The sequence below is a fragment of the Arachnia propionica genome, from assembly GCF_900637725.1.
Classification (GTDB): domain Bacteria; phylum Actinomycetota; class Actinomycetes; order Propionibacteriales; family Propionibacteriaceae; genus Arachnia; species Arachnia propionica.
In genome coordinates this window covers 772,621-793,975 of record NZ_LR134406.1, presented here as the reverse complement: position 1 = coordinate 793,975, position 21,355 = coordinate 772,621, and the positions used below count along the sequence as shown (strand labels likewise).

General features: G+C 64.5%; 20 protein-coding genes. 4 read left to right on the top strand and 16 right to left on the bottom strand.

The features are described from left to right. Positions 1-56 precede the first annotated feature (56 nt). Complete coding sequence (trxA, locus tag EL272_RS03515; RefSeq protein WP_014845842.1) at positions 57-422, bottom strand: thioredoxin; 366 nt, start codon at positions 420-422, stop codon at positions 57-59. A gap of 80 nt (positions 423-502) precedes the next feature. Then, positions 503-1,192: an iron-dependent transcriptional repressor DtxR gene (locus tag EL272_RS03510; protein ID WP_061787871.1), complete on the bottom strand. Its 690-nt coding sequence runs from the start codon at positions 1,190-1,192 to the stop codon at positions 503-505. 101 nt (positions 1,193-1,293) lie between these two features. Here EL272_RS03510 and EL272_RS03505 point away from each other — a divergent pair, with 101 nt between their 5' ends. After that, positions 1,294-1,932: a GNAT family N-acetyltransferase gene (locus EL272_RS03505; protein WP_061787872.1), complete on the top strand. Its 639-nt coding sequence runs from the start codon at positions 1,294-1,296 to the stop codon at positions 1,930-1,932. Positions 1,933-2,129: 197 nt separating this feature from the next. Here the strand turns inward: EL272_RS03505 and nagA are convergent, their stop codons facing one another. Further along, positions 2,130-3,248 (bottom strand): N-acetylglucosamine-6-phosphate deacetylase, encoded by a 1,119-nt coding sequence (gene nagA, locus EL272_RS03500; RefSeq protein ID WP_073970069.1) that lies wholly within the window; start codon positions 3,246-3,248, stop codon positions 2,130-2,132. Positions 3,249-3,328: 80 nt separating this feature from the next. Between nagA and serC the strand changes: the two genes are divergently transcribed. Then, positions 3,329-4,423: a phosphoserine transaminase gene (gene serC, locus EL272_RS03495; RefSeq protein WP_061787874.1), complete on the top strand. Its 1,095-nt coding sequence runs from the start codon at positions 3,329-3,331 to the stop codon at positions 4,421-4,423. Positions 4,424-4,438: 15 nt separating this feature from the next. On the opposite strand, the gene EL272_RS03490 is transcribed toward serC, so the two are convergent. After that, on the bottom strand, positions 4,439-5,419 hold the full coding sequence (locus EL272_RS03490) for an NHL repeat-containing protein (RefSeq protein WP_126409334.1): 981 nt from the start codon (positions 5,417-5,419) through the stop codon (positions 4,439-4,441). Positions 5,420-5,463: 44 nt separating this feature from the next. Between EL272_RS03490 and EL272_RS03485 the strand changes: the two genes are divergently transcribed. Continuing rightward, positions 5,464-6,075 carry a hypothetical protein gene (locus tag EL272_RS03485; RefSeq protein WP_126409332.1) on the top strand — a complete coding sequence of 204 codons (612 nt, stop codon included), beginning with the start codon at positions 5,464-5,466 and terminating at the stop codon, positions 6,073-6,075. Between the two features lie 28 nt (positions 6,076-6,103). Here the strand turns inward: EL272_RS03485 and EL272_RS03480 are convergent, their stop codons facing one another. The 10 genes from EL272_RS03480 to nagB all read right to left on the bottom strand — a co-directional run bounded on the left by EL272_RS03480 (position 6,104) and on the right by nagB (position 19,032). Next, entirely contained in the window at positions 6,104-9,502 is a 3,399-nt protein-coding gene (locus tag EL272_RS03480; protein ID WP_061787877.1) for a pyruvate carboxylase, read from the bottom strand. Positions 9,503-9,535: 33 nt separating this feature from the next. Further along, positions 9,536-10,018: a hypothetical protein gene (locus tag EL272_RS03475; protein ID WP_041696211.1), complete on the bottom strand. Its 483-nt coding sequence runs from the start codon at positions 10,016-10,018 to the stop codon at positions 9,536-9,538. 510 nt (positions 10,019-10,528) lie between these two features. After that, positions 10,529-11,011: a hypothetical protein gene (locus EL272_RS03470; RefSeq protein ID WP_126409330.1), complete on the bottom strand. Its 483-nt coding sequence runs from the start codon at positions 11,009-11,011 to the stop codon at positions 10,529-10,531. Positions 11,012-11,213: 202 nt separating this feature from the next. Continuing rightward, the gene (locus EL272_RS15225; RefSeq protein WP_159424559.1) at positions 11,214-11,780 is read right to left on the bottom strand and encodes a hypothetical protein; all 567 of its coding nucleotides are present in this window, start codon (positions 11,778-11,780) and stop codon (positions 11,214-11,216) included. A gap of 125 nt (positions 11,781-11,905) precedes the next feature. After that, the gene (locus tag EL272_RS03455; protein WP_061787878.1) at positions 11,906-14,707 is read right to left on the bottom strand and encodes a hypothetical protein; all 2,802 of its coding nucleotides are present in this window, start codon (positions 14,705-14,707) and stop codon (positions 11,906-11,908) included. A gap of 4 nt (positions 14,708-14,711) precedes the next feature. Beyond that, entirely contained in the window at positions 14,712-15,047 is a 336-nt protein-coding gene (locus tag EL272_RS03450; RefSeq protein ID WP_041696209.1) for a hypothetical protein, read from the bottom strand. Positions 15,048-15,414: 367 nt separating this feature from the next. Next, a complete protein-coding gene (locus EL272_RS03445; RefSeq protein WP_051014926.1) occupies positions 15,415-16,953 on the bottom strand; it encodes an NCS2 family permease in 1,539 nt (512 codons plus the stop codon). Between the two features lie 63 nt (positions 16,954-17,016). Further along, entirely contained in the window at positions 17,017-17,784 is a 768-nt protein-coding gene (locus tag EL272_RS03440) for a DUF3027 domain-containing protein (protein ID WP_014845831.1), read from the bottom strand. Between the two features lie 2 nt (positions 17,785-17,786). Continuing rightward, on the bottom strand, positions 17,787-18,170 hold the full coding sequence (locus EL272_RS03435; RefSeq protein ID WP_014845830.1) for a cold-shock protein: 384 nt from the start codon (positions 18,168-18,170) through the stop codon (positions 17,787-17,789). A 94-nt stretch (positions 18,171-18,264) separates the two neighbouring features. After that, a complete protein-coding gene (gene nagB / locus EL272_RS03430; RefSeq protein WP_014845829.1) occupies positions 18,265-19,032 on the bottom strand; it encodes a glucosamine-6-phosphate deaminase in 768 nt (255 codons plus the stop codon). A gap of 183 nt (positions 19,033-19,215) precedes the next feature. Here nagB and EL272_RS03425 point away from each other — a divergent pair, with 183 nt between their 5' ends. After that, positions 19,216-19,929 carry a hypothetical protein gene (locus EL272_RS03425; RefSeq protein WP_041696205.1) on the top strand — a complete coding sequence of 238 codons (714 nt, stop codon included), beginning with the start codon at positions 19,216-19,218 and terminating at the stop codon, positions 19,927-19,929. Here the strand turns inward: EL272_RS03425 and EL272_RS03420 are convergent. Together EL272_RS03420 and EL272_RS03415 are read right to left on the bottom strand one after the other, a co-directional pair. Beyond that, positions 19,910-20,440, bottom strand: a complete 531-nt coding sequence (locus EL272_RS03420; RefSeq protein ID WP_014845827.1) for an NUDIX hydrolase — start codon at positions 20,438-20,440, stop codon at positions 19,910-19,912. The two genes, EL272_RS03425 and EL272_RS03420, sit on opposite strands and share 20 nt — an antisense overlap. After that, positions 20,437-21,144, bottom strand: coding sequence for a copper homeostasis protein CutC (locus tag EL272_RS03415; RefSeq protein ID WP_014845826.1), 708 nt, complete (start codon positions 21,142-21,144; stop codon positions 20,437-20,439). Before EL272_RS03415 ends, EL272_RS03420 begins: the two co-directional genes overlap by 4 nt. Between the last annotated feature and the right edge of the window lie 211 nt (positions 21,145-21,355).

Here is a 21,355-nt window from a genome sequence, read left to right as displayed (position 1 = left end):
CGCGAGAAAAACCGCACCTATTGAAGCAAGGGCGTACTAAGATCCCCCGCTCCGATTCAGTCGGCGGATCCCTCCCGCACCTTCTCCTTGAGCTTCTCCGGATCGAGTTCCTTGACCTGCTTGACGAGATCGTCGACCTGGGCCCCGTTCAGCAGGCCGCTGTGCCTGAACACCAGAACGCCGGCACGGAAGGCCATGATGGTGGGAATGGACTGGATGTCGAGGGCGAAGGCCAGGTCCTGTTCGGCCTCGGTGTCCACCTTGCCGAAGACGACCCCGTCGTGGCGCCCGGAGGCCTCCTCGAAGATCGGCCCGAACCGGCGGCAGGGCCCGCACCACGAGGCCCAGAAGTCGACGAGCACGACATCGGTCCCCTCGATGGTGGAGCCGAAGTTCTCCTTGGTCAGATTTGTGGTTGCCATGTTTCCTCACTAGGGGGTTTCGTTGTTCACTCCACCCAACGAAGACTCCACCCCATTTATTCCCCCTGGGGTATGAGTGGTCAATGGGAGGCGACGAAGAGCAACTCCGCGACCGCCTCGTCCACCGTGACCGCCTCGTCGCCGAGACAGAACCGGAGATCGATCCCCACGCGGCGCACCACGAACTCCACCCCCGGCCGGAGCCCCAGCGCGGCGAGAGCCGAGAGCACCTCCGCGTCGGCCTGGAGGTTCTCGCTCATCCGTTCCATGGTGACGGTCACCTCGCCCCGGTTCGGAACCACCTCCGACAACGGCACAACCCCCTCCCGGAAGGGCACGTGATCGTGGTCGACTCCGAGATCCCTGAGCCCGGGGATGGGATTGCCGTAGGGGGAGCGGGTCGGCGATTCGAGGATCCCGAGCAGCCGGCGTTCAACTTCGTCCGAGATGACGTGTTCCCAGCGGCAGGCCTCGGCGTGCACCTTCTCCCATTCGAGACCGATCACGTCCGTGAGCAGGCGTTCCGCCAGCCGGTGTTTGCGCATCACGTCGCGCGCCAGCCGGGCGCCCTTCGGGGTGAGTTTGATCGTGCGGTCGGCCTTGACCGTGAGCAGGCCGTCACGCTCCATCCGCGCCACCGTCTGGGAAACGGTGGGGCCGGACTGGTGCAGGCGCTCGGCGATCCGGGCCCGCAGCGGCGGTACTCCTTCCTCCAACAATTCATACACCGTACGCAGGTACATCTCCGTGGTGTCGATCAGCTCGCTCATGCCACTCACGCCTCCTTTGACGCAATGTTAATGCGGTTTCGCGACACGGGACCCCGTAATCGCAGCGCACCCCCAGAAAATCCAAACACACGGGTGCAAAGATGTATTCCGTGACACACAACCCTGACAACAGGCCCCTGATCGGCCGGCTCGTGAGACTCGATCCCACCCGGCCTGCGGACGAGGCAGAACTGGTGGAGGCACTGGACGATCCGCGCGTGTTCGCGCTCGGCTTCGCAGGTGGGGCCGGTGACCGGGCCGCGACCATCGCCCGCCTGATCGCCGCGGCGGGTGAGGACCGGGCCATGTACACCATCCGGTTGACCGGTGACACTCGTTTCGGCCCGGCGGGCGATGTGGTCGGAACCACGTCCCTGGGTGATCTCGAACCCCGGGCGCAGCGCGCCCACGCGGGCTGGACGGCGTACCGGCCCGCCCTGTGGGGCAAGGGGCTGAACGCGGAGGTGAAGCTCCTGCTGCTGGGGCACGCCTTCGAGGACTGCGGTTTCGAGCGGGTGAAGCTCCAGACCGACTCCATCAATCAGCGTTCCAGGGACGCGATCGCCCGGTTGGGGGCCGTGCAGGAGGGGGTGCTGAGACACCACCAGCCTCGCGCCGACGGTTCATGGCGTGACACCGTGGTCTTCTCGATCCTCTCGGCAGAGTGGCCGACGGTGCAGGCCGGTCTGGAATCGAGAGTGCGGGCCACCCTCGCATCCCTGACCGCTCAGGGGTCCTGACGCCCACGAACCGACCCAACCAACTACCCCCGAAGCTGGTTGAGCCAGCACGTGAGCGCCAGCGAACGGCTGAGTCGAAACCACTACTTACACCCGGTGAGTAGAACCCAACCCCAAAACCCCCACCACGGTCACCATGGTTTCAACACGACCAGCTCGCAGAGCTCGCGGGTCGGCTCAACCGGCTTTGGCGCTTCTCACCGGATGCGTTCCCCCCGCCGCCAGACCTGCTGCAACTCTCCCGCGTCATCCACGACGCAGATGTCGGCGCGTTTGCCGGCCTCCAGGGTTCCGACCTCCTTGAGCCCGTGCCAGCGGGCCGGGGTGGTGGCCGCGATCCGGGCGGCCTCGGGAATGCTCAGCCCCACCCGGCCGACGACGAAACTGAACGCCCTGGCCATGGTCAGGGTGGAACCCGCGATGGAGCCGGGGGTGCCGTCGGCGGTGACCAGCCGGGCGGTTCCGTCCCGGACCTCCACCTCGAGTTCACCCAGCAGGTAGCGTCCGTCGCCCTGGCCGGTGGCGCCCATGGCGTCGGTGACCAGGCAGATGCGATCGGTACCGGCGGCATCGATGGCCATCCGCGCGATCACGGGCCGGTGGTGGATTCCGTCGCAGATCAGCTCACACATCACGCGGTCGTCGGTGAGCAGCACGGGCACGGGACCGGGTTCGCGGTGGTGGATGGAACGCATCGCGGAGAACAGGTGGGTGGCGATGCAGGCCCCCCACCCGATGGACGCGGCCGTGACGTGCTCGTCGGCGTCCGAGTGCCCGAAGGCCACCTTGACGCCCGCCCGCGTGAAACGCCGGGTAGCGGTTTCTCCCCCGTCGCGTTCGACGGCCAGGGTGATCATGCGCAGCGCCGGCCCGCCCGCCGATATGAGCCGTTCGACGAGCTCCGGTTCGGGGTCGCGCAGCAGGCCGGGATCGTGCGCGCCCCTCCGGGCCTCGGACAGGAAAGGACCCTCGAGGTGGATGCCGTCGAGCTCACCGGATTCAACGATCCCGCGCAGCACCCGGCACTGGGCCTCCAGTTTCTCGATGGGTTCGGTGACGGTGGAGGCGAACAGCGTGGTGGTTCCCTGGGAGCGGTGATACTCGATGGCACGCAGGTTGGCGGCGGGATCCGGGTCACCGAAGCTGACACCGACCGCGCCGTGGCAGTGGGTGTCGACGAAACCCGGCACCGCCCAGGAATCGCCGGTTCCCCCTCCCGGGGTGATGGCCACCACCCGGCCGTCGGCGATCTCGATGACCGCTTCCTCGATCGTCCCCTCCGGCGTCACCGCCCGGCCGACCCGCAGTTTCGTCATGCCACCATCCAAGCACCGGTTTTCCTCCCAACCGCTGAACCGCACAGTCCGGTTTGTCAGATACGTGGGAGAATTCGGGGGTGATCGTCATTCCCGAAGACCTCCTCCCCGCAGACGGCCGTTTCGGTTCGGGTCCCGCCAAGGTACGGCCCGAGGCTTTGGAATACCTCTCGCTGCGTGGCGACGTGCTGGGCACCTCGCATCGCCAAGCACCCGTGAAGCAGCTCGTCGCGACGGTTCAGGAGGGGCTGCGGGAGCTGTACCGGCTGCCGGAGGGATACCAGGTGGTGCTCGGCAACGGGGGATCCACCGTGTTCTGGGATGTCGCGGTCTGTTCCCTGATCGAGCGGCGCTCCGCGCATGCCGTCTTCGGGGAGTTCACCCGCAAGTTCGCGCGCGCCGCCGCGGCGGCCCCGTTCCTGGCCGACCCGGCCATCACACAATGCGATCCGGGGGCCGTGGTCCTACCCGCCCAGGAGGACGCTGACGTGGTGGCGTGGGCGCAGAACGAAACCTCCACGGGCGCTGCCGCCCCGGTGGAACGGATCGGCGACGGCCTGGTGTTGATCGACGCCACGTCGGCTGCGGGTGGGATGGCCGCCGACATTTCACGCACGGATGTCTACTACTTCGCCCCGCAGAAGAACTTCTCCTCGGACGGGGGTTTGTGGGTGGCGTTCTGCTCCCCGGCCGCGCTGGAACGCGCAGGACGGATCGCCGCCTCGGGCCGTTGGATCCCGGAGTCGTTGAACCTGGATGTCGCGGCCTCGAACTCGGCCAAAAACCAGACCCTCAACACACCGGCCATCGCGACCCTGTTGCTGCTCGAGGACCAGATCAACTGGCTGCTGGACCTGGGCGGGATCGACGCCGCCGAGGAACGCTGCCGCCGGATGAGCGATCACCTGTACGGCTGGGCGGAGACGTCGTCGTACGCGACCCCGTTCGTCACCGACCCCGCGCATCGCTCCCCCGTGGTCGCGACCATCGACCTGGTTCCCGGGGTGGATGCCACCCGGGTGATAGCCGAGCTGCGCCGCAACGGGATCGTGGACATCGACCCCTACCGCGCGCTGAAACGCAACCAGTTGCGGATCGGAACCTACGCATCCGTCGACCAGGCCGACGTGGAGGCTTTGACCGCCTGCATCGACCACGTCGTGGAGAGGCTGTGAGAAAGTAGCGGTTTCCTACTTCTTGCGGAAGAAGACCACGGCTCCCAGGGCCAGGGCCAGCACCGCGGCGGCCGCGATGGCGAGGCGGGTGCCGCCCCGCGCCGGCTGGGTGGTTTTTTCCTCGGGACCTTGCGTGGTGGTCTCCTGCGATGTGGGTGAGGCACTGTTCCCGGGGCTCTCGGATGGCTCCGGGGATGGCGTTGAAGACGCCTCGCCCGACGGCGAGATCGTGACGGTGCTGTTGGAGGTGGGTACGGCTTCCTCCCGCAGCTGCGGCCCAGCCCCCACCAGCATCTTGTCCCCGCTGAACGTGGTGATGGACTCCCCGTCGGGGGCGCCTTGATAGGTGAGAGTGGCGCGGGTTTCCCAGCTGGATGCGTCGATGACCTGCACCCCAGACCCGGTTCGCAGCGCCATGGTGACACCGTCGGAGAGAAAGACCCCGTCGGTCACCCCCGCTGGGGCGTCGGAGGCACGGCTCAGCTTGTTCACCCCCGAGCGCGACGGCTCCAGCTCGGCGTAGTAGATGCCGGGGTTCTCACCCGCTGTCACCACGTAGATGCGGCCCCTGCCCGAGACCAGCACCGACTTGGCGTCGTGCGACCCGTCCGGGTAGCGGAAGTCGTAGGAGTTGTAGGACTGGTTGCCGACCTCGAGCGGGAGCTTGTACACGGTGATCTTGTTGCGTTTGCCCCCGGAATCCCCCACGTCACCCACGTAGAGCGAACCCGAGTACACGGCCAGGCCCTGCACTGACTCGGTCTTGGCGGAGAAACTGACGGCTCCCAGTTTCGTACCCTTGGCGTCCGTGACCAGAACGTTGGTTCCTTCGTTATCGGAGACCGCGAACAGCCGCGACGACTGCGGATCGAAGGCCACCCCCGTCAGGGGGCTGCCTGAATCAGAAATGGTCACGTCGGCCAAGGCCGGGGTCCCCCCCCAAGCCAGGCACGCGGTCGCCGCAGCGACTGCGGCGATGCGTCGAATGGATCTCATGGTGTCGGCCAGCATACTGGGCTTTGCCCTGTAGGCTGTGTTTCATGCGAGCGATGAGGCTCTTCGGCATCCGCATCGACGATGTTCGAGACATCTTCGGCGCCCCACCCGAGGTGGCGGAGGCGCTGACAAGGGTGTTCGCGGAACGTTACCCCGCTCCGGTCATGAAACGCCGCTGGGGGCTGTTCCGCCGCAATCCCGACCTGGAGGTGGATCCCTCACGCCCCCTGATGCGGGACGCGAGCACTCTCCTGGAAGGCGGGTTCGTCCCTCAGGAAAGACTCGGGCAGTGCTGGGAGGTGCTCCTGCTGTGGTTGGAGCACCTGGCCGGCTCCACCACCCGGATCGAGTACCGGCGCCTCGACTCGGTGGAGTTCGATCTGGCGCGCCGGGGCCTGCCTTCGACTCTGTCGGTGACCCGTCTGGGCAAGCGACCGCTGGGCATACCGCTGATGCCGCTGCCGGGGATGCAGGCGGGCTACGGCCACCACGACCACGCCGTGGCCACCCGTGAGGCTCTCGGGGAAATAGACCCGGAAACCTTGGACGAGGCCACGCGAAACGCCGTCGCGCCTCTTCTGGAGTTTCTCCGGAAGTTGTCCGACCGGGAGGACGTCGTCGTGGTGGATCAGGCGATCCCGGAGAAAACGGCCTGATCCACCGGCCGGGGAAGAAACCCGGGCGTTATTCGATCACGATCACCAGGTCCCCGCCGTCGAGTTGCGTGGTGCCGATCAACACCACCCGTTTGACCACGCCCGCGACGGGTGCGTTGATGGCGGCCTCCATCTTCATGGCCTCGATGGTGGCCACCTGATCTCCGGCCGCGACCTCGTCGCCCTCCGCGACGGTCACGGTCACGGCCCCCGCGAACGGTGCTGCGACGTGCCCGCGGTTGCCCGGGTCGGCCTTCTCCGCGGAGGCCACCTCCGATTCGAGGGAGTTGTCGCGTACCCTGACCGGGCGCAGCTGGCCGTTCAGGAGGGTCATGACGTTGCGCCTGGCCCATTTGTCGGGAGCACCGATGGCTTCCAGGCCGAGCAGCAGCGTGACGCCTTTCTCCAGGGTGACGGGGTATTCGTGGCCGGGTTCCATCCCGTACAGGTAGGGCACCGTCGGCAGCACGGAGACGTCACCGAAGTCGTCGCGTTTCTGCTGGAACTCCCGCGTCGGGCCGGGGAAGAGCAACCGGTTGAGGGTGCGCTGTCGTTCATTGCCCGGGATCTCCAGCAGGGAGAGATCCTCGGGAGCCACTTCCGTGACGCGCGGCGGTTTGCGGCGACCCTCCAGGGCGCGGGTGCGGAACGGTTCCGGCCAGCCTCCCGCGGGTTCACCCAGCTCCCCGTTGAGGAAACCGATCACCGAATCCGGGATGTCGAAGCGGCGCGGCTCCGCGGCGAACTCCGCCGGGTCCGCACCTACCGCCACCAGGTGCAGCGCCAGATCGCCCACCACCTTCGACGAAGGTGTGACCTTCGTGGGGCGTCCCAGGATCTTGTCGGCGGCGGCGTACATCGCCTCGATGGCCTCGAACTTGTCGCCCAGGCCGAGCGCGATGGCCTGCTGGCGCAGATTGGACAGCTGCCCGCCCGGGATCTCGTGGCTGTAGACACGCCCCGTCGGCGCCGGAAGCCCCGACTCGAAAGGTTTGTAGACCCTGCGGACCGCCTCCCAGTAGGGTTCTAGATCCAGCACCGCCTCCGGGTCGATGTCCGGGGCGCGGTCGGTGCCTTCAAGGGCCATCAGCAGCGCCGACATGGGTGGCTGTGAGGTGGTCGACGACATCGCCGAGTTCGCGACATCAACCGCGTCCACCCCGGCGTCGATGGCGGCCATCAGGGTGGCGAGCTGCCCTCCCGTGGTGTCGTGGGTGTGGAGATGGACGGGCAGCTCGAACCGTTCCCGGAGCGCCGCGACGAGCTTCGCTGCCGCGGCGGGCCTGAGCAGCCCCGCCATGTCCTTGATGGCCAGGATGTGTGCACCCGCACCCACGATCCGCTCCGCGAGCCGCAGGTAGTGGTCGAGAGTGTAGGTCCTCTCGTCGGGGTCGAGGAGGTTCGCGGTGTAGCAGAGCGCCACCTCCGCCACCGATTCGGTGTCGTGGACCACCGCGTCGATCGCGGGGCGCATCTGTTCGACGTCGTTGAGGGCGTCGAAGATGCGGAAGATGTCCACCCCGACCTCCGCAGCCTCCGACACGAAGGCCCGGGTCACCTCGGTCGGGTAGGGGGTGTAGCCGACGGTGTTGCGGCCGCGCAGCAGCATCTGCAGGTTCTGGTTCGGCATCGCGGCCCGCAGTTTCGCGAGGCGCTCCCACGGGTCCTCACCGAGGAACCGCAGCGCCACATCGTAGGTGGCCCCGCCCCAGCACTCGACGGAGAACATCCCGGGCAGCAACCGCGCCTGCCAGGGAGCCACCGCCACCAGGTCGCGGGTGCGCACGCGTGTGGCGAGCAGCGACTGGTGGGCGTCGCGGAAGGTGGTGTCGGTGACGCCCACTGCCTGCTGCTCACGCAGAGCCCTGGCGAATCCGGCCGGGCCGAGGGCTAGGAGTCGCTGGCGGGATCCGTCGGGGATTTCGCCCGCGGGCAGCGTCCCGGGCAGTTTCGCCGAGGGTTCCAGGGACGTGGGGGCGGGCCCGTTGGGCTGGTTCACTGTGACGTCCGCGAGGAAGCGGGCCAGTTTGGTGCCGCGATCCGCCGGGATGCGTCCCGTCAGCAGGTGGGGTCTCTCGTCGATGAAGGATGTGGTCACCACGCCGCTGCCGAAGTCCGGATCCTCCAGGACCGCGCGCAGGAAGGTGATGTTGGTCGCGATGCCCCGGATCCTGAACTCCGCCAGCGCACGCCTGGCCCGCACCACGGCATCGCGGAGGCTGCGGCCGCGGGCGGTGAGCTTGACCAGCAGCGAATCGAAGTGGGGGCTGATCTCCACCCCGGTGCCGGTGGTGCCGCCGTCGAGCCGGATGCCCGCGCCGGAGGCGGAACGGTAGGCCCGGATCACGCCGGTGTCGGGGCGGAACGAGTTGGCCGGGTCCTCGGTGGTGATGCGGCACTGCAGGGCGGCGCCGCGGATGCGCAGCTCGTCCTGGCGGATCCCGATCTCCTCCAGGGTCTCCCCCGATGCGATCCGCAACTGCGCCTGCACCAGGTCGATGTCGGTGATCTCCTCCGTGACGGTGTGTTCCACCTGGATGCGGGGGTTCATCTCGATGAACACGTGGCTGCCGGCTCGCGGCCCCGAGGTTTCGACGAGGAACTCGACGGTCCCGGCGCAGGTGTAGTTGATGGCCTTGGTGAACTTCACGGCATCGGCGGTCAGTGCCGCGCGCAACTCGTCGCTGATATGGGGGGCGGGAGCGATCTCCACCACCTTCTGGTGGCGGCGCTGGATCGAGCAGTCGCGTTCGAAAAGATGAACGACGTTGCCCTGGTGGTCGGCCAGCACCTGCACCTCGATGTGGCGGGGCGCCGCGACGGCCTGCTCCACAAACACCGTCGGGTCTCCGAACGCCCCTTCGGCCTCGCGCATCGCGGCTCCCAGTTCCTCGCTGAAACGGGCGGGGTCGTCGACGCGCCTCATGCCGCGGCCACCACCACCTGCGATGGCTTTGATGAACACCGGGAAACCGATTTCCTCGGCGCCTGCGATCAGCTCGTCGGGGTCGGTGGACGGTGGCGTCGACCTGAGGGTCGGAACCCCCACCCTGCGGGCCTGTTCCAGGGCCCGCACCTTGTTGCCGGCCAGTTCGAGCACCTCGGCGGAGGGGCCGACGAAAGTTATCCCGTTGGCGGCGCAGGCCGCGGCAAGGTCTGGGTTCTCCGAGAGGAAACCGTAGCCGGGGTAGACCGCGTCGGCACCGGATTCCTTCGCTACGCGAATGATCTCGTCGATGTCCAGGTATGCCTTCACGGGATGATCCCGCTCCCCGATCAGGTAGGACTCGGATGCCTTGACCCGGTGGTCGGCGTTGCGGTCCTCGTAGGGGAAGACGGCAACGGTCCTGCACCCCAGTTCGAAGGCGGCACGGACGGCTCGAACAGCGATCTCGCCTCGGTTGGCGACAAGGACCTTCTGGAACATGCGCCAAGACTAATGGCAACTGGTGGAACCGGTTCAGTCCTCCTGCGGTTCCGCGTCCTGGGCGTGGACGGCGGAGAGCCGGTACAGGCCCCAACCGAGGCAGCTGAAGAGCAGACCGGCGCCCATCACGAGGGCCGAGACCCCGAAGGCCATGACGGAGGTCAGCAGGGAGGCGCGTACGAAGTTCCCGGTCTCCACCATGGTGCGGGTGGTCTGGAGTTGCTCGGCGGTGGCGGTGTCACCGGCGTCCTTGGCCTCCTGCACCTTGGCGACGAGTTCGGCGTAGGTCAGGCCGTTGCTCGCCGCACGGGTGTGCTGCTTGACGGCCTCGGCCTGGTAAAAGGCGGTGAGGGGACCCGCCACCTTCGAGCCGGCGAAGGCCGGGGCGTCATTCGCGACGGTGATGTTCTCGGATGCGAGCTGGGTGGAGGTGGCTCCCCACGCGAATGCGCCGCAGACGAGCATGAGAACGCCTGCCACGAAAGAAAGGAGACCGGCGAACCTGGCTGATCTCATGATTGTTCCTCTCTCGTCACAGCCCCAACCATCGGGTAGATGATCGTTTAATCAACTGCGCCGGCAACGTTACTCAAGATCTGCCCTGAAACCGCTGTTTCTCCCCTGTATCCCCACCCGCAAGACCAAACGGAGGACATGAACCAGAACCACGCCTCGAGGCAACCGCCTTCGCCAGCGTCCTTGGCCGACTCCCACCTGCACCGCCCTTGACGTGATGCAATGATCCGGCAGCCGTGCCACCGGGGTTCGCGGATGATCCGCCACGTCACGCCGCCTCCGATCACTCCTCGCGCATCCACGTCACCTCACGGGGAACGCGGCACCCTTGGATCGCGGATGAGCCGATCCGCGGTCGTCCCCATCCAAAACACCACACATCACCCAGATGCCGGGCGTTGTTGACGAAGGACCCGGGCTGATGTCTCAGGACAGCCACTGGAAGACCCATCCCACGAATTTCCGATTCGCGGTTTCCGTCACTTGACAGCAGGAAGAACAATCTCCAAATCAACTCTCCACGACTGTAGGAACCGGAGACACAGACGAACCAGTACTACCTGCCGGACTCCATTCAATGGTGTCCAGAGCAGCAACAGCCTCAGCAGGAACAACCGTCTCACCAGGCGCAGACACCAAAGTAATGGTCCAAAGCCCGTCATGACGCCCTATAAACCACTCCTGAAACCTCTGCGGCACCCCATCCTTTGCATGGAGATAGTCGTGCCCGTAAGCACGTTCACCGGCAATCAACCGATTCGGCAACGCTCGCTCTTCAGTAATATCAAAATTTCCCTGAGAATCGCCCATAGACTGATCACGAGTTTTCCTGATGTCGATCACAAAGTGATCGCCACTCCTCTGGCCACGATACTCCTTCAACTCCCGCACTTCCTTATAGCTGACCCGAAGCGATGCGGCCGAGAACCCATCATTCCCATCCGCCGAAACCACACAATGAACAAACCCTCGCTTACGCCCCAGAGGAATCATGACCCACCCCTCAGGAGGAACCACATGAAACTCATCAACAGGCCCAACAGTCATGGTCACAACCGACGAAGGAGACTCGACCACCTCAGGTCCGCCCGGGGCGCATCCACCCACAATCCCGACCACAAGCAGAGCAGCCGCCCCGAATACCAGCCCTCGCCTCCGCAACACCATACGATCACAACCTCAAAAAAACCTAAGGTCAACTCTCCTCAGCAGTGGGAACCGGAGACACAGACGAACCAGCACCACCTGCCGGGATCCATTCAATGGTGTCCAGCGCAGCAACAGCCTCAGCAGGAACAACCGTCTCACCAGGAGCAGACACCAAAGTAATGGTCCAAAGCCCGTCATGACGCCCTATAAACCACTCCTGAAACCTCTGCGACACCCCATCCTTTGTATGAAGATATTCATGTCCGTAAGCACGCTCACCGGCAATCAACCGATCCGGCAACACCTGTCCATCAGTAACATTTTCATCCCCTTGGGCACCCCCAAGAGATTGATCGTGGCTTTTCCTGATGTCGATCACAAAGTGATCGCCACTCCTCTGGCCACGATACTCCTTCAACTCCCGCACTTCCTTATAGCTGACCCGAAGCGATGCAGCCGAGAACCCATCATTCCCATCCGCCGAAACCACACAATGAACAAACCCCCACTTACGCCCCAGAGGAATCATGACCCACCCCTCAGGAGGAACCACATGAAACTCATCAACAGGCCCAACAGTCATGGTCACAACCGACGAAGGAGACTCAACCACCTCAAACCCACCTTGGGAACACCCAACCAAACTCGCGGATATCAAAAACGCCAAGAGAACGCTTTCCCACAAGCACTTCACACGAGATCTTGCGGACCTTGTTTCAAAGAAACTCATCACGCGATTCACCGGGTCCGCGCCTCGTCATGCTTATTTTTTGCCAAGTCGATGGCATGCAGGTTCTGTTCATGCACTTCAGCGTAATCCGAATATTTTTCTGCAATGAATCTCTCGAAGAGATCCTTTTCCTCGGGTTTCATTTCAGAATAGGATTTGAGCAATCCATCCTCCCTTACAAGACTGTATTTAGAACCCTTACTTCCCCCACTGTAGGCTCCGGGAGAGTTTTCTCCAGCCGCCGGGAAGTCACCCTGCGTACTCATTTCCTGATAGATGGCACTGCTCATATATTCTTCAGTCATGTCCTTGGCATCTGGAAGCGCATCAGCATTTTCATTGTTCGTTGGGAGAAACGCTTCCAGAACGGAGGCGGTTCCATTGCTTCTTGCTTGATCGGCGATCCATCCCCCGTATTCACCTTTGGCGAGGTCGCCCGCTATCGGGATTGCGCCGATTCCAGCGCTGATGAATTTCTGCCAGCGCGCGTTTCGTTCATTCAGGGCTCGAAGGGTTTGTTCGTTTGCATCGGCAGGGGCTGTGAACAGCGCTTCCATGGCCGGAGCCCACTTGCTGGAAACCTGTTCGGCTTGATCCCAGCTCTTGTTCTTGGCTGCCTCGTGTAGCTCATCTTCATAGCCGGCTTTTGCAGCTATGAGAAGATTGTCGATAGCGGGAGCCCTGCCGCCTTCGTAGTAGTCGTCCTTGGTATCGTCTGGCGTTCCATTGTCATTGACAGCAGGATTGTCAAACCCCAGGTCCGTGAAGAATCCTGCCTTCTTCAGCAGACGCCCCCGCATGTTGGAAGAGAAGGTGATTTGGTGTCGGTCGTCCCCACCTCCGACGACATCATTCGTGTTTTTGGGGTCCTTCATGGAGATTGTCACATCCTCCATGTGGGGGCTCATGATCACGCCGGCCCACGACCGCAGGCGCGAGTTGGTGTACCCATACATGCGCTGACCGTCGTGTTCGTCTTTACCGGGAAGAGCTGCCGGGTGCTCCAGGCCGTCCTGATAGCCGAACATGAAGTTACCCGCTATCCTTTTGATCTGCTCATCCCGTTCCCACCACTGCTTTTTCAGGCCTTCATCCGTAACATCTTCAAGCGACATGTGCTTTTCTGGAATAGACGCCTGCTGAATCACTTTGCCAAATTGTTCACCGCCATCCTGGAACCCGAAATATGGACTACTGGGGTAAGCGGATTGCCTCCAGCCGGTGAGGTACCTCGTCATATTGGTCACTTTGTCTTTTCCGTCTACATTGTTATCGTGGTTCATATCCTCTCCAGGAATGCTCACATCCACACCTTCTGGGGTATTAGAGTTCAAGAATTCTCGAATGCCGTCGAGGCGAACTCGATCGGCATCTTTCAAGGCGGGATCTATTTTCCCCGAAACCTGCCTGTTATTCCCCTCAGGCAACTCCGCGGAAGATCCAGCAACACCGGTTGAATTCAAATTTTCCGGCCTGTCCATCAACGTGTACATTGCATGCAACGGATCGCGCATGTCAAGCGATGTATCACTAACAACAACACCCTCCATTGCATTGAACAAAGATGGGACTTTACCATAGCCAGCAGCGATGTCTTGGTAGTGTTTTGAAGTTGCATCCCAAGCGACAAGATCCTGAGCAACCGATCGCCCGCCGCTCGAAGAATTAAAGAATTCTGCCCCCAGCGCCAGATCCTTGTTCTGTTTTCCAGCCTCACCCATGAGTTGAAGTATTGCGCTGTACCCCTCGATTTTTCCAGCAACTCCCCAGGTTTTATAGGTTGCTCTCCCAGCGTTTTTCATGCCCTCAGTGAAACTCGCGGGGCGATCTGCGACGCTGGTTCCGTCGTTGGCGATCAGCCCCTTCTTCGCGGTTTCGAAGCAGGTTTGATCATGAATATTGCTCGGATCAGTGTTCATGCCACCGGACGCAAGAACCATGGCTGCGCCAATCTGACGATTGACCTCATCACCAATTTTGACATCGACCAGGCCTTTTCCGGTGGCCTTAACCCGGGTGGAAAACTCCACCATCTGCTGAGGAGTGACCACTTCACCCAATGCGTTTGCCACGAAGGGGTTGGAGAGCAGACTGCCGTATTCGTCGTGGAAGGCCCGCAGCTCCTCCGGACTCAGATTCGGATCCTTGATCCTCTCGGCGATCCGCGGCGCCAGCTCCTGTGCCTGTTCCCATTCTGCTTGGCCATCGACCACGGGTATGTCATTGAACAATGTCGCGCCGATCCGGTTGCGCGACCCCTGCAGCGACGGATCAACAATCGTGTTGAGGGTGTTCTGGATCGCCGTCGCGGCCGTCTGGGCGTCATCGTCCAGCCCATCCATCGCCGCCTTGTACTCGGCAATAATCCCATCAATCGTCTTGATGAGCGCATTCTCCAAACCGGTCATCTCGATCTCCTGCTCCACAGGAGTGAGCACCTCCCCCGCCCTGATCCGGGCTTCGAGATCATCCAGCCCCCTGTTACGAACCCGGTACGCCTCGTTGTAGCGTTCCCAGAAGTCGGGCACCGTCGTGGTGATCATCTTTCTCACCGCCGCACCCCACGTGCGCAACGTCTCCGACGCCGGCATCAAACACTGCCCCAACCCCCTGGCACGTTCCCCCAACCGCTTGATCGACCCCGTATAGGCATCCGCATCCTCACCGATCCAACCCGGAACCCCATCAGACCGGTCCCGAGCCACCTGAGTACCCATCACCCCCTTGACAACAGCATCCCAACCCGAAGCAACCTCCTCCACACAACCCGACACATCATCAGGAAGCGGCATCACATCCTCAGCACCCATCCCTTCAACCCCCCATCCTCTTCACCAGTTCCCGATACCCGCTGGTGTTCTGAAACTCCGTCACGTCATAATTCGCGATCGCCGCCTCCTGCCCTGACCCCAGCACCGCACACGCATCCGAATACTCCTGCAACACCATGCTCACATTCTGACCGAACACACCCGCAGCCCTCCGCAACGCCGCAACCCCCGCGTTGTCCCCGGCAGGAAGCTCCCTCGCCACCCCCGCCGCCGGCAGAGTCGTGATGAACCGACCGATCTTCCCGAACATGTCAGAATCCGCCCAGTCCTTCTTCGCGCTGACCCCAACAGCCGCCCGATTGAACTCGATCCTGCTCACCGTCGCCCGTCCTTCCCACCACCATTGGCCCACCCCGACCCTAACCGAAGCTCAACCACCCTGCCAGAGAAACCAGAAAATTTTCCGGGAGCTTATCCGGGGGGAAGTGGTTAGGAGGGTTCCGGTGGGCTGGGGAGTCTCACCGACGAGATGGTTTTCTACACGGGCTGCTCCTTCGTCGCAGCCCGGCTCAACCAGCTTCGGGGAGGATGTTTAGGCACGGCCTCGCTCAAGCAGCTTCAGGGAAGGCGGCTCCTGCGCTGGTCGGCCCGGCCAGTCGCGTGGAGTCCTCGATGTGGGAGCCCAAGGGGGCGGGCGGCCGGTGTGGCCGCCCGCCCCCTCTACCGGGAAAGCGCGTGATCCCCGGTCAGCCGATGAGGGCCAGCAACGGACCCTGCAGGAAGTAGATGATGAAGAGCGCGGCGACCACGTACATGAGCGGGTACACCCGCTTCGCATGACCGCGGATCACCTTGATGAAAACGTGGGCGAGGAAACCGATTCCGATGCCGACGGTGATGGAGTAGGAGAAGGGCATCAGGATGATGGTCAGGAATGCGGGAATGCCCACCTCGGGATCGCTCCAGTCGACGTCCACCACCTGCTCGATCATCAGGAAACCGACGAACACCAGCACCGGCGAGGCGGCCTCGGAGGGCACCATGTTGATGATCGGAGACAGGAAGACGGCCACCAGGAAGGCGAGGCCGGTGACGACGGAGGCCAGGCCCGTGCGGGCGCCCTCACCGACGCCCGCCGTCGACTCTACGTAGCAGGTGTTCGATGACACCGACCCGAGGCCGCCTGCCACCGCACCCAGCGAATCGACGAACAGAATCTCGGTGACGCGGTCGGGCATGCCGCGCTCATCCAGCAGCTTGCCTTCGGAACCGACGGCGACGACGGTACCCATGGTGTCGAAGAAGTCGGCGAGCAGCAGCGAGAAGACCAGCACCATCAGACCCAGGAAGGTCGGGAAACTGAAATGACCGTCGACGTAGAAGGCCCCGATCATGTCCACCCGGAACAACAACCCGAGGTCGGGCAGGGAGAAGTTCGTCAGGGAGGGCACGTTCAGCGCCCAACCGCCGGGATTCTCCGCCCCGACATGGGCACCGACGTGACCGATGGCCTCGATGATGATTGCCATCACCGTCGCGGAAATGATGGAGATCAGCATCGCGCCCTTGACTTTCAGCACGTGCAGGGCGATCAACAGTCCCAGCCCGATCACGAACACGAGAATGGGCCAGCCGGTCAGCGACCCGGAGATGCCGAGTTCCACGGGCGGGGAGCCCGCGGGTTTGCGCACCACTCCCGCGTTGATGAGCCCGACGAAGGCGATGAACAGGCCGATGCCGACGGAGATCGCGGTTCGCAGGGTCTTTGGCACGGCCTTGAACACGGCCGTGCGGAACCCGGTGAGCACGAGGATCGCGATCAGGATCCCCTCCCAGACCACCAGTCCCATGGCCTGCGGCCAGGTCATCTGCGGCGCGAGGGTGTAGGCGACGAGGGCGTTCAGTCCGAGCCCCGTCGCGAGCCCCATCGGGAAACGACCGACCATTCCCATGAGGATGGTCATGATCCCGGCTATGAACGCGGTACCGGCGGCCACCATCCCGATCGAGGCGCCGACGGCGGCGGCGTCCACCTGGGTCATGGCCTCGTCGAGGAATTTCGGTGCACCGGAGATCAGGTTGCCGTTGACATCGGTGGCGGTGCCGATGATCAGCGGGTTCAGCGCGATGATGTAGGCCATCGCGAAGAAAGTCACCAGACCGCCGCGGACCTCCTGGCCGATACTGGATCCCCGCTTGGAGATGTGGAAGTGGCGTTCAAGCCAAGAAGCATTCGAGGAAACATCCGGGCTCTCGGAGAGCTTGGCGGTTTTCGGGGATTTCATGACCACGTATCGGGATCATAGACCCGGGACCACGGGTGAGGGCAACACCCGCGCGGGGTTGAATCAGTCGAATAGCTGTTCGTCGATCCCGATGGTGTCAAACACCGGGGCGGGCAGCTCCCGGGCCCGTTCGGCGGCCACCACGTCGGAGTGTCCCCCGCAGCCGTGTTCGAGGCTGACTACGCGCGCATCCGAGGGCGAGTACTCGTTCGCGCAGGCCCCGAACAGGGTGCCGAGCGATCCGCGCAGCGGCACGAAGTAGCCACATGACGAACAGGTGGCGGGGGCGTGCCTGCTGGATTCGTCGCCGTTACCCGGGGCGCCCGAGAGCCAGCGCTCCGCGGCGGCGTCACGCCCGGCTGCCGAGAGCACCCGTTCCCGGCCGAGCCCCAGTTCGGCCACGGTGGAACGCAGCTGCGCCCATTCCGCCGGGTCGGCGTCGGCGGGCAGGTCAGTCGCGGCGAAACCGGGTTCGAGACGCGGGTCGTTGTCGGGGGTCGCCATGAGCATCCCCGGGCCGATGTCCCCGGGTTGGATGCGCCGTTCCCACGGCACCCAGGCCGGGGCCAGCAGCGCATCGGTGTGGGGAAGCAGCACCACTTCGTTGACGGTGGCGGTCCGCGCCCGGGATGCACGCACCAGCGTCACCGCCCAGTACCAGTCCGGGTAGCCCGCCAGCAGGCAGGCGAAGGAGTGGGTCACCACCCGCTCCCCTTCGGCCACCACCCCTACGTGCTCGCCAACAGCACCTTTCCCCCCGGATTCGACAGCCGCGGCGCGCGCCAAGTCGATCGCGGAGGCGGCAACCGAATCAAGTTTCAGCCTCGCCACTCTCACAGCTCCAGTTCATCGGCCACGCGCCGCAGCACCGCTGCAATCTTCGCGCCGTGTTTGTCGTCTGGGTAGCGGCCGTGCCGGTACCCATTGCCCAGGGCGTCGAGCATCTTGATCAGGTCCTCAATGATCACGGCCATGTCCTGGGCCTTCTTCCGCGACGCCTTGGAAAGCGACGGTGGGGTTTCCACCAGACGCACGGACAGGGCCTGTTCGCCGCGGCGACCCTCAATCACCCCGAACTCCACTTTCTGTCCGGGTTTCAGCGATGTAACCCCCTTGGGTAGCACCCCGGCCCGGACGAAAACGTCACCGCCCCCGTCCTTCGTGATGAACCCGAATCCCTTGTCGGCATCGAAGAAGCGAACTCGTCCGGTGGGCATGGCAGGCTCTCCCTCGTGGTCGTGGCTGGCAGGCAAGTCTATCTCGCCCCGGAGCCGGGGAAAACCCGGGAGAACCTGCGCTCATCGCCCCTGGTCAGATCAGAATGTCGACGACGTGACGGAAGTAGTCGGCGTGGTTCAGCCCAGTGGCGGCGGCCTCGTCGACAACCACGAGGACGCTCGGGTGGAACTGGAGGATCGAGGCCGGACACACCGCCGCCACGGGACCCTCGATCATGGCGGTCACCGCCCGGGCCTTGTGCCGCCCCGTGACCACCATGACGACGTGCCTGGCCTCCATGATGGTCCCCAGCCCCTGGGTCACGCAGTGCGTGGGGACCCGTTCACCCTCGCCGAAGAACCGGGCGTTGTCGGCGCGGGTCTGCTCGGTCAGGGTCTTGACGCGGGTGCGGGAGGCGAACGAAGAGGTGGGCTCGTTGAAACCGATGTGACCGTTGCTGCCGATGCCCAGCACCTGCACGTCCACGCCTCCCGCAGCCGCGATGGCCCGGTCGTACTCGAGGGCGGCGGCGGCCAGGTCGGAGGCGGAACCATTCGGTACACGCACCCGGGTGGGGTCCATGCGCAGCGGCTCGACCACCGTGCGCAGGATGGTCTGCCGGTAACTGAGCGGGTTCTCCGGGTCGATACCCACGTACTCGTCCAAGGCGAAACCGATGCCGCACGAGAAGTCGATCTCCCCCTCCTCCACCCTGCGGGCCAGTTCGTTGTAGAGGGCCAGCGGGGAGCTGCCCGTGGCGAGCCCCAGCACGGGGGTCGTGAGTCCCTCGACCCACCGGAGAACTCGATTCGCAGCGACCTGACCGACCTGCTGCTCGTCGGAACAGATGACTACCTCCATCGCAGGCTCCTTTACCACGCAACCAAAAATGTTCATATTGAACTCAAAATGAACATTACGCCGGGGAAAACTGCACGGCATGCTCAGCAGGTCCTTCTACTTCAATCAATCAACCCCGATGCGCGGCTCCCGCGGGAAGCAACCCGGAGGGACGTGTCCCGGCTTCCCGCTACTCTGGTGCCCATGGCTTCCTGGACTGACGGGGCCGCTTACGCCCCAATCGAGCGGCCGGACGGTTTCGCGGTCCCCGATGTAGCACCGCTGCCCGCCGCAGAGCCCGCCCCGCAACTGACCCCGGGAGCCGTGGCACCCCCGTCCGGTTTCGCGCCGATGCCCCAGGCGGTGGCGCTGGAGGATCTCGGGAAGGAGGAGAAGCTCCGCCGCGACCCCGCGGCGCCCTTCGACGTGTCCTCCGCGCTGATGATGGCCTATGCCGCGGGTTACGGTTCCCGAGATCCGCGGCAGCCCTTCAATGTCGCGACGGTCGGCGGGCCGCAACCGTCGTTGCCCGTTCCGCCCAACCCGACCTCCCGTCTGAATCTGCCGCAAAACCCCTATCAGCCGATGCAGATGGCCCCGTATCCGCAGTACGGGACCAATCCCGTCCCCATGACCCAGGCCCAGCGGGGCATCATGTGCGTCGCCGGCGTCGCCTCCATTCTGGGGGTGTTCCTGCCCTTGGCCCTGCCGATACTGCTGCTGGTAGGGGGCGGGTTGCTGTTCCGGACCAACAAGTCAGGTCGCCAAATCGGGATCGCGTCCCTGATCATCGGGGCCATGTTGACCCTGGCCCTGATCGCGCGGGCACAGTACGTGCTGGACGGGCTGGGCAGGTGGATCGGTCTTGCGCTCGGGATCGCCTGCCTGGCCACGGCCTTCAGCCCAGCGCAGCGCTGACCCGCTCCCACTCGGCGGGGCTCAGCGGCACCGTCGACTCCTCCCGGTCCGCCAGCGCCAAGGGATGAGCGGGATCGGCCATGGCGATTTCGGCCACCCACGGCGGCCAGACCTCTGCCGGCAGGGAGTCGAGCCGCCACCAGCGAAAACCTTTCACGCGTTTCTTCTCGGAGTCTGTCCAACCCATGCTGCTCGGCTCGAAACGTCGCACCCGTGCGAGGAAGAAAAGATCGTCCTGCACCCGGATGCGATCGGAGTAGCCGTGACAGGCCCTGCCCCGGGCAACCGGACCGACCAGGTCGAGGGGGGTCAGCTGCAGCCCGGTTTCCTCCCCCGCTTCCCGGCAGGCCGCCTCCGCAGGGTTCTCCCCGGCGTCGATGCCGCCGCCCGGCGTCACCCACCATGAAGACCCGGGGATGCCGGGGTCGGAGTCGTTCAGCAGCAGCACTTCCTCGCCCGCCAACAGCAGCACCCGGGCGCCGCGCCGCAGTTTGAGGGGACGGGGGTTCACCGCGACCTCCTGACGGCGGCGGTCTGTTCGTCGATCAGCTCCCGCCAGGTGCGCACCAGGTCGGGGTCGACATAGGCCTTGTAGCTGCCTCCGGGACGGGCGGGGCTGCCAATGTGGAAGGCCCGCACCCCGGCGCGGATCAGCCACGGGACGTGTTCGGGTCGCAGCCCTCCCCCGGCCATGATCACCCGCGCGATCCCCGGGTTGGAGCGGGCCCGCTCCAGGAGTTCGTCGAGTCCGTGCTCGACCCCGCGGGCCGAACCTGCGGTGAGCACCTGGTCGAGACGCGGCAGGGTGGCCAGGTCCTCCCATGCGTCGTCGAAGTCCAGACAGTTGTCGACGGCCCGGTGGAAGGTCCAGGCGAAGTCGCCGTCGGCGACGAGCGCGTTGCACACCTCGAGGTCGATGCCCGCGTGGCCGTTCAGGAACCCCAGCACCACCCCGTCGGCGCCCTCGTCCAGGTAGGAGGCGATCAATCCCCGGAGCCGGACGAGTTCGCCCCCGTCGGTGCGGAACCCGGCCCGCAACCGCACCATGGGCCGGATCTGGATGGAGGTCGCGCGGCGCACCTTCGCAACCATCGCGGGTTCCGGGGAGAGCCCGTCCTCGTCCATGGTGCCGAGCAGCTCAACGCGATCGGCCCCGCCCTCCTCGGCGCGCTGCGCATCGGCCGCATGCAGCGCGATCACCTCAAGCAGACCCATACCCCTAGTCTGCCGAGTCCTCCCGCATCCGGTCCACGCGGGGTAAACCACGTACTCCCCGCCCAGCCGGCTCACAGAACCACACGGTCACGCCCCGAACCGGCGGCTCCTGGCAGGACCCGGGATCCACTCGATCAAGGTCAGACAGGAAATCTCCGGGTGTTCACGAACCCTTCCCGAGACCCGACCTCGGTGGCGTCATTGAGTCGTG

Coding starts and splice junctions, on each gene's coding strand:
- EL272_RS03445 (WP_051014926.1), bottom strand. CDS start 16,953: ATGAAATCCCCGAAAACCGCCAAGCTCTCCGAGAGCCCGGATGTTTCC.
- EL272_RS03415 (WP_014845826.1), bottom strand. CDS start 21,144: ATGGGTCTGCTTGAGGTGATCGCGCTGCATGCGGCCGATGCGCAGCGC.
- nagA (WP_073970069.1), bottom strand. CDS start 3,248: ATGACGAAACTGCGGGTCGGCCGGGCGGTGACGCCGGAGGGGACGATC.
- nagB (WP_014845829.1), bottom strand. CDS start 19,032: ATGGAGGTAGTCATCTGTTCCGACGAGCAGCAGGTCGGTCAGGTCGCT.
- EL272_RS03505 (WP_061787872.1), top strand. CDS start 1,294: ATGTATTCCGTGACACACAACCCTGACAACAGGCCCCTGATCGGCCGG.
- EL272_RS03485 (WP_126409332.1), top strand. CDS start 5,464: ATGCGAGCGATGAGGCTCTTCGGCATCCGCATCGACGATGTTCGAGAC.
- EL272_RS03510 (WP_061787871.1), bottom strand. CDS start 1,192: ATGAGCGAGCTGATCGACACCACGGAGATGTACCTGCGTACGGTGTAT.
- EL272_RS03455 (WP_061787878.1), bottom strand. CDS start 14,707: ATGGGTGCTGAGGATGTGATGCCGCTTCCTGATGATGTGTCGGGTTGT.
- trxA (WP_014845842.1), bottom strand. CDS start 422: ATGGCAACCACAAATCTGACCAAGGAGAACTTCGGCTCCACCATCGAG.
- EL272_RS03475 (WP_041696211.1), bottom strand. CDS start 10,018: ATGAGATCAGCCAGGTTCGCCGGTCTCCTTTCTTTCGTGGCAGGCGTT.
- EL272_RS03480 (WP_061787877.1), bottom strand. CDS start 9,502: ATGTTCCAGAAGGTCCTTGTCGCCAACCGAGGCGAGATCGCTGTTCGA.
- EL272_RS03490 (WP_126409334.1), bottom strand. CDS start 5,419: ATGAGATCCATTCGACGCATCGCCGCAGTCGCTGCGGCGACCGCGTGC.
- EL272_RS03470 (WP_126409330.1), bottom strand. CDS start 11,011: ATGATTCCTCTGGGGCGTAAGCGAGGGTTTGTTCATTGTGTGGTTTCG.
- EL272_RS03435 (WP_014845830.1), bottom strand. CDS start 18,170: ATGCCCACCGGACGAGTTCGCTTCTTCGATGCCGACAAGGGATTCGGG.
- EL272_RS03425 (WP_041696205.1), top strand. CDS start 19,216: ATGGCTTCCTGGACTGACGGGGCCGCTTACGCCCCAATCGAGCGGCCG.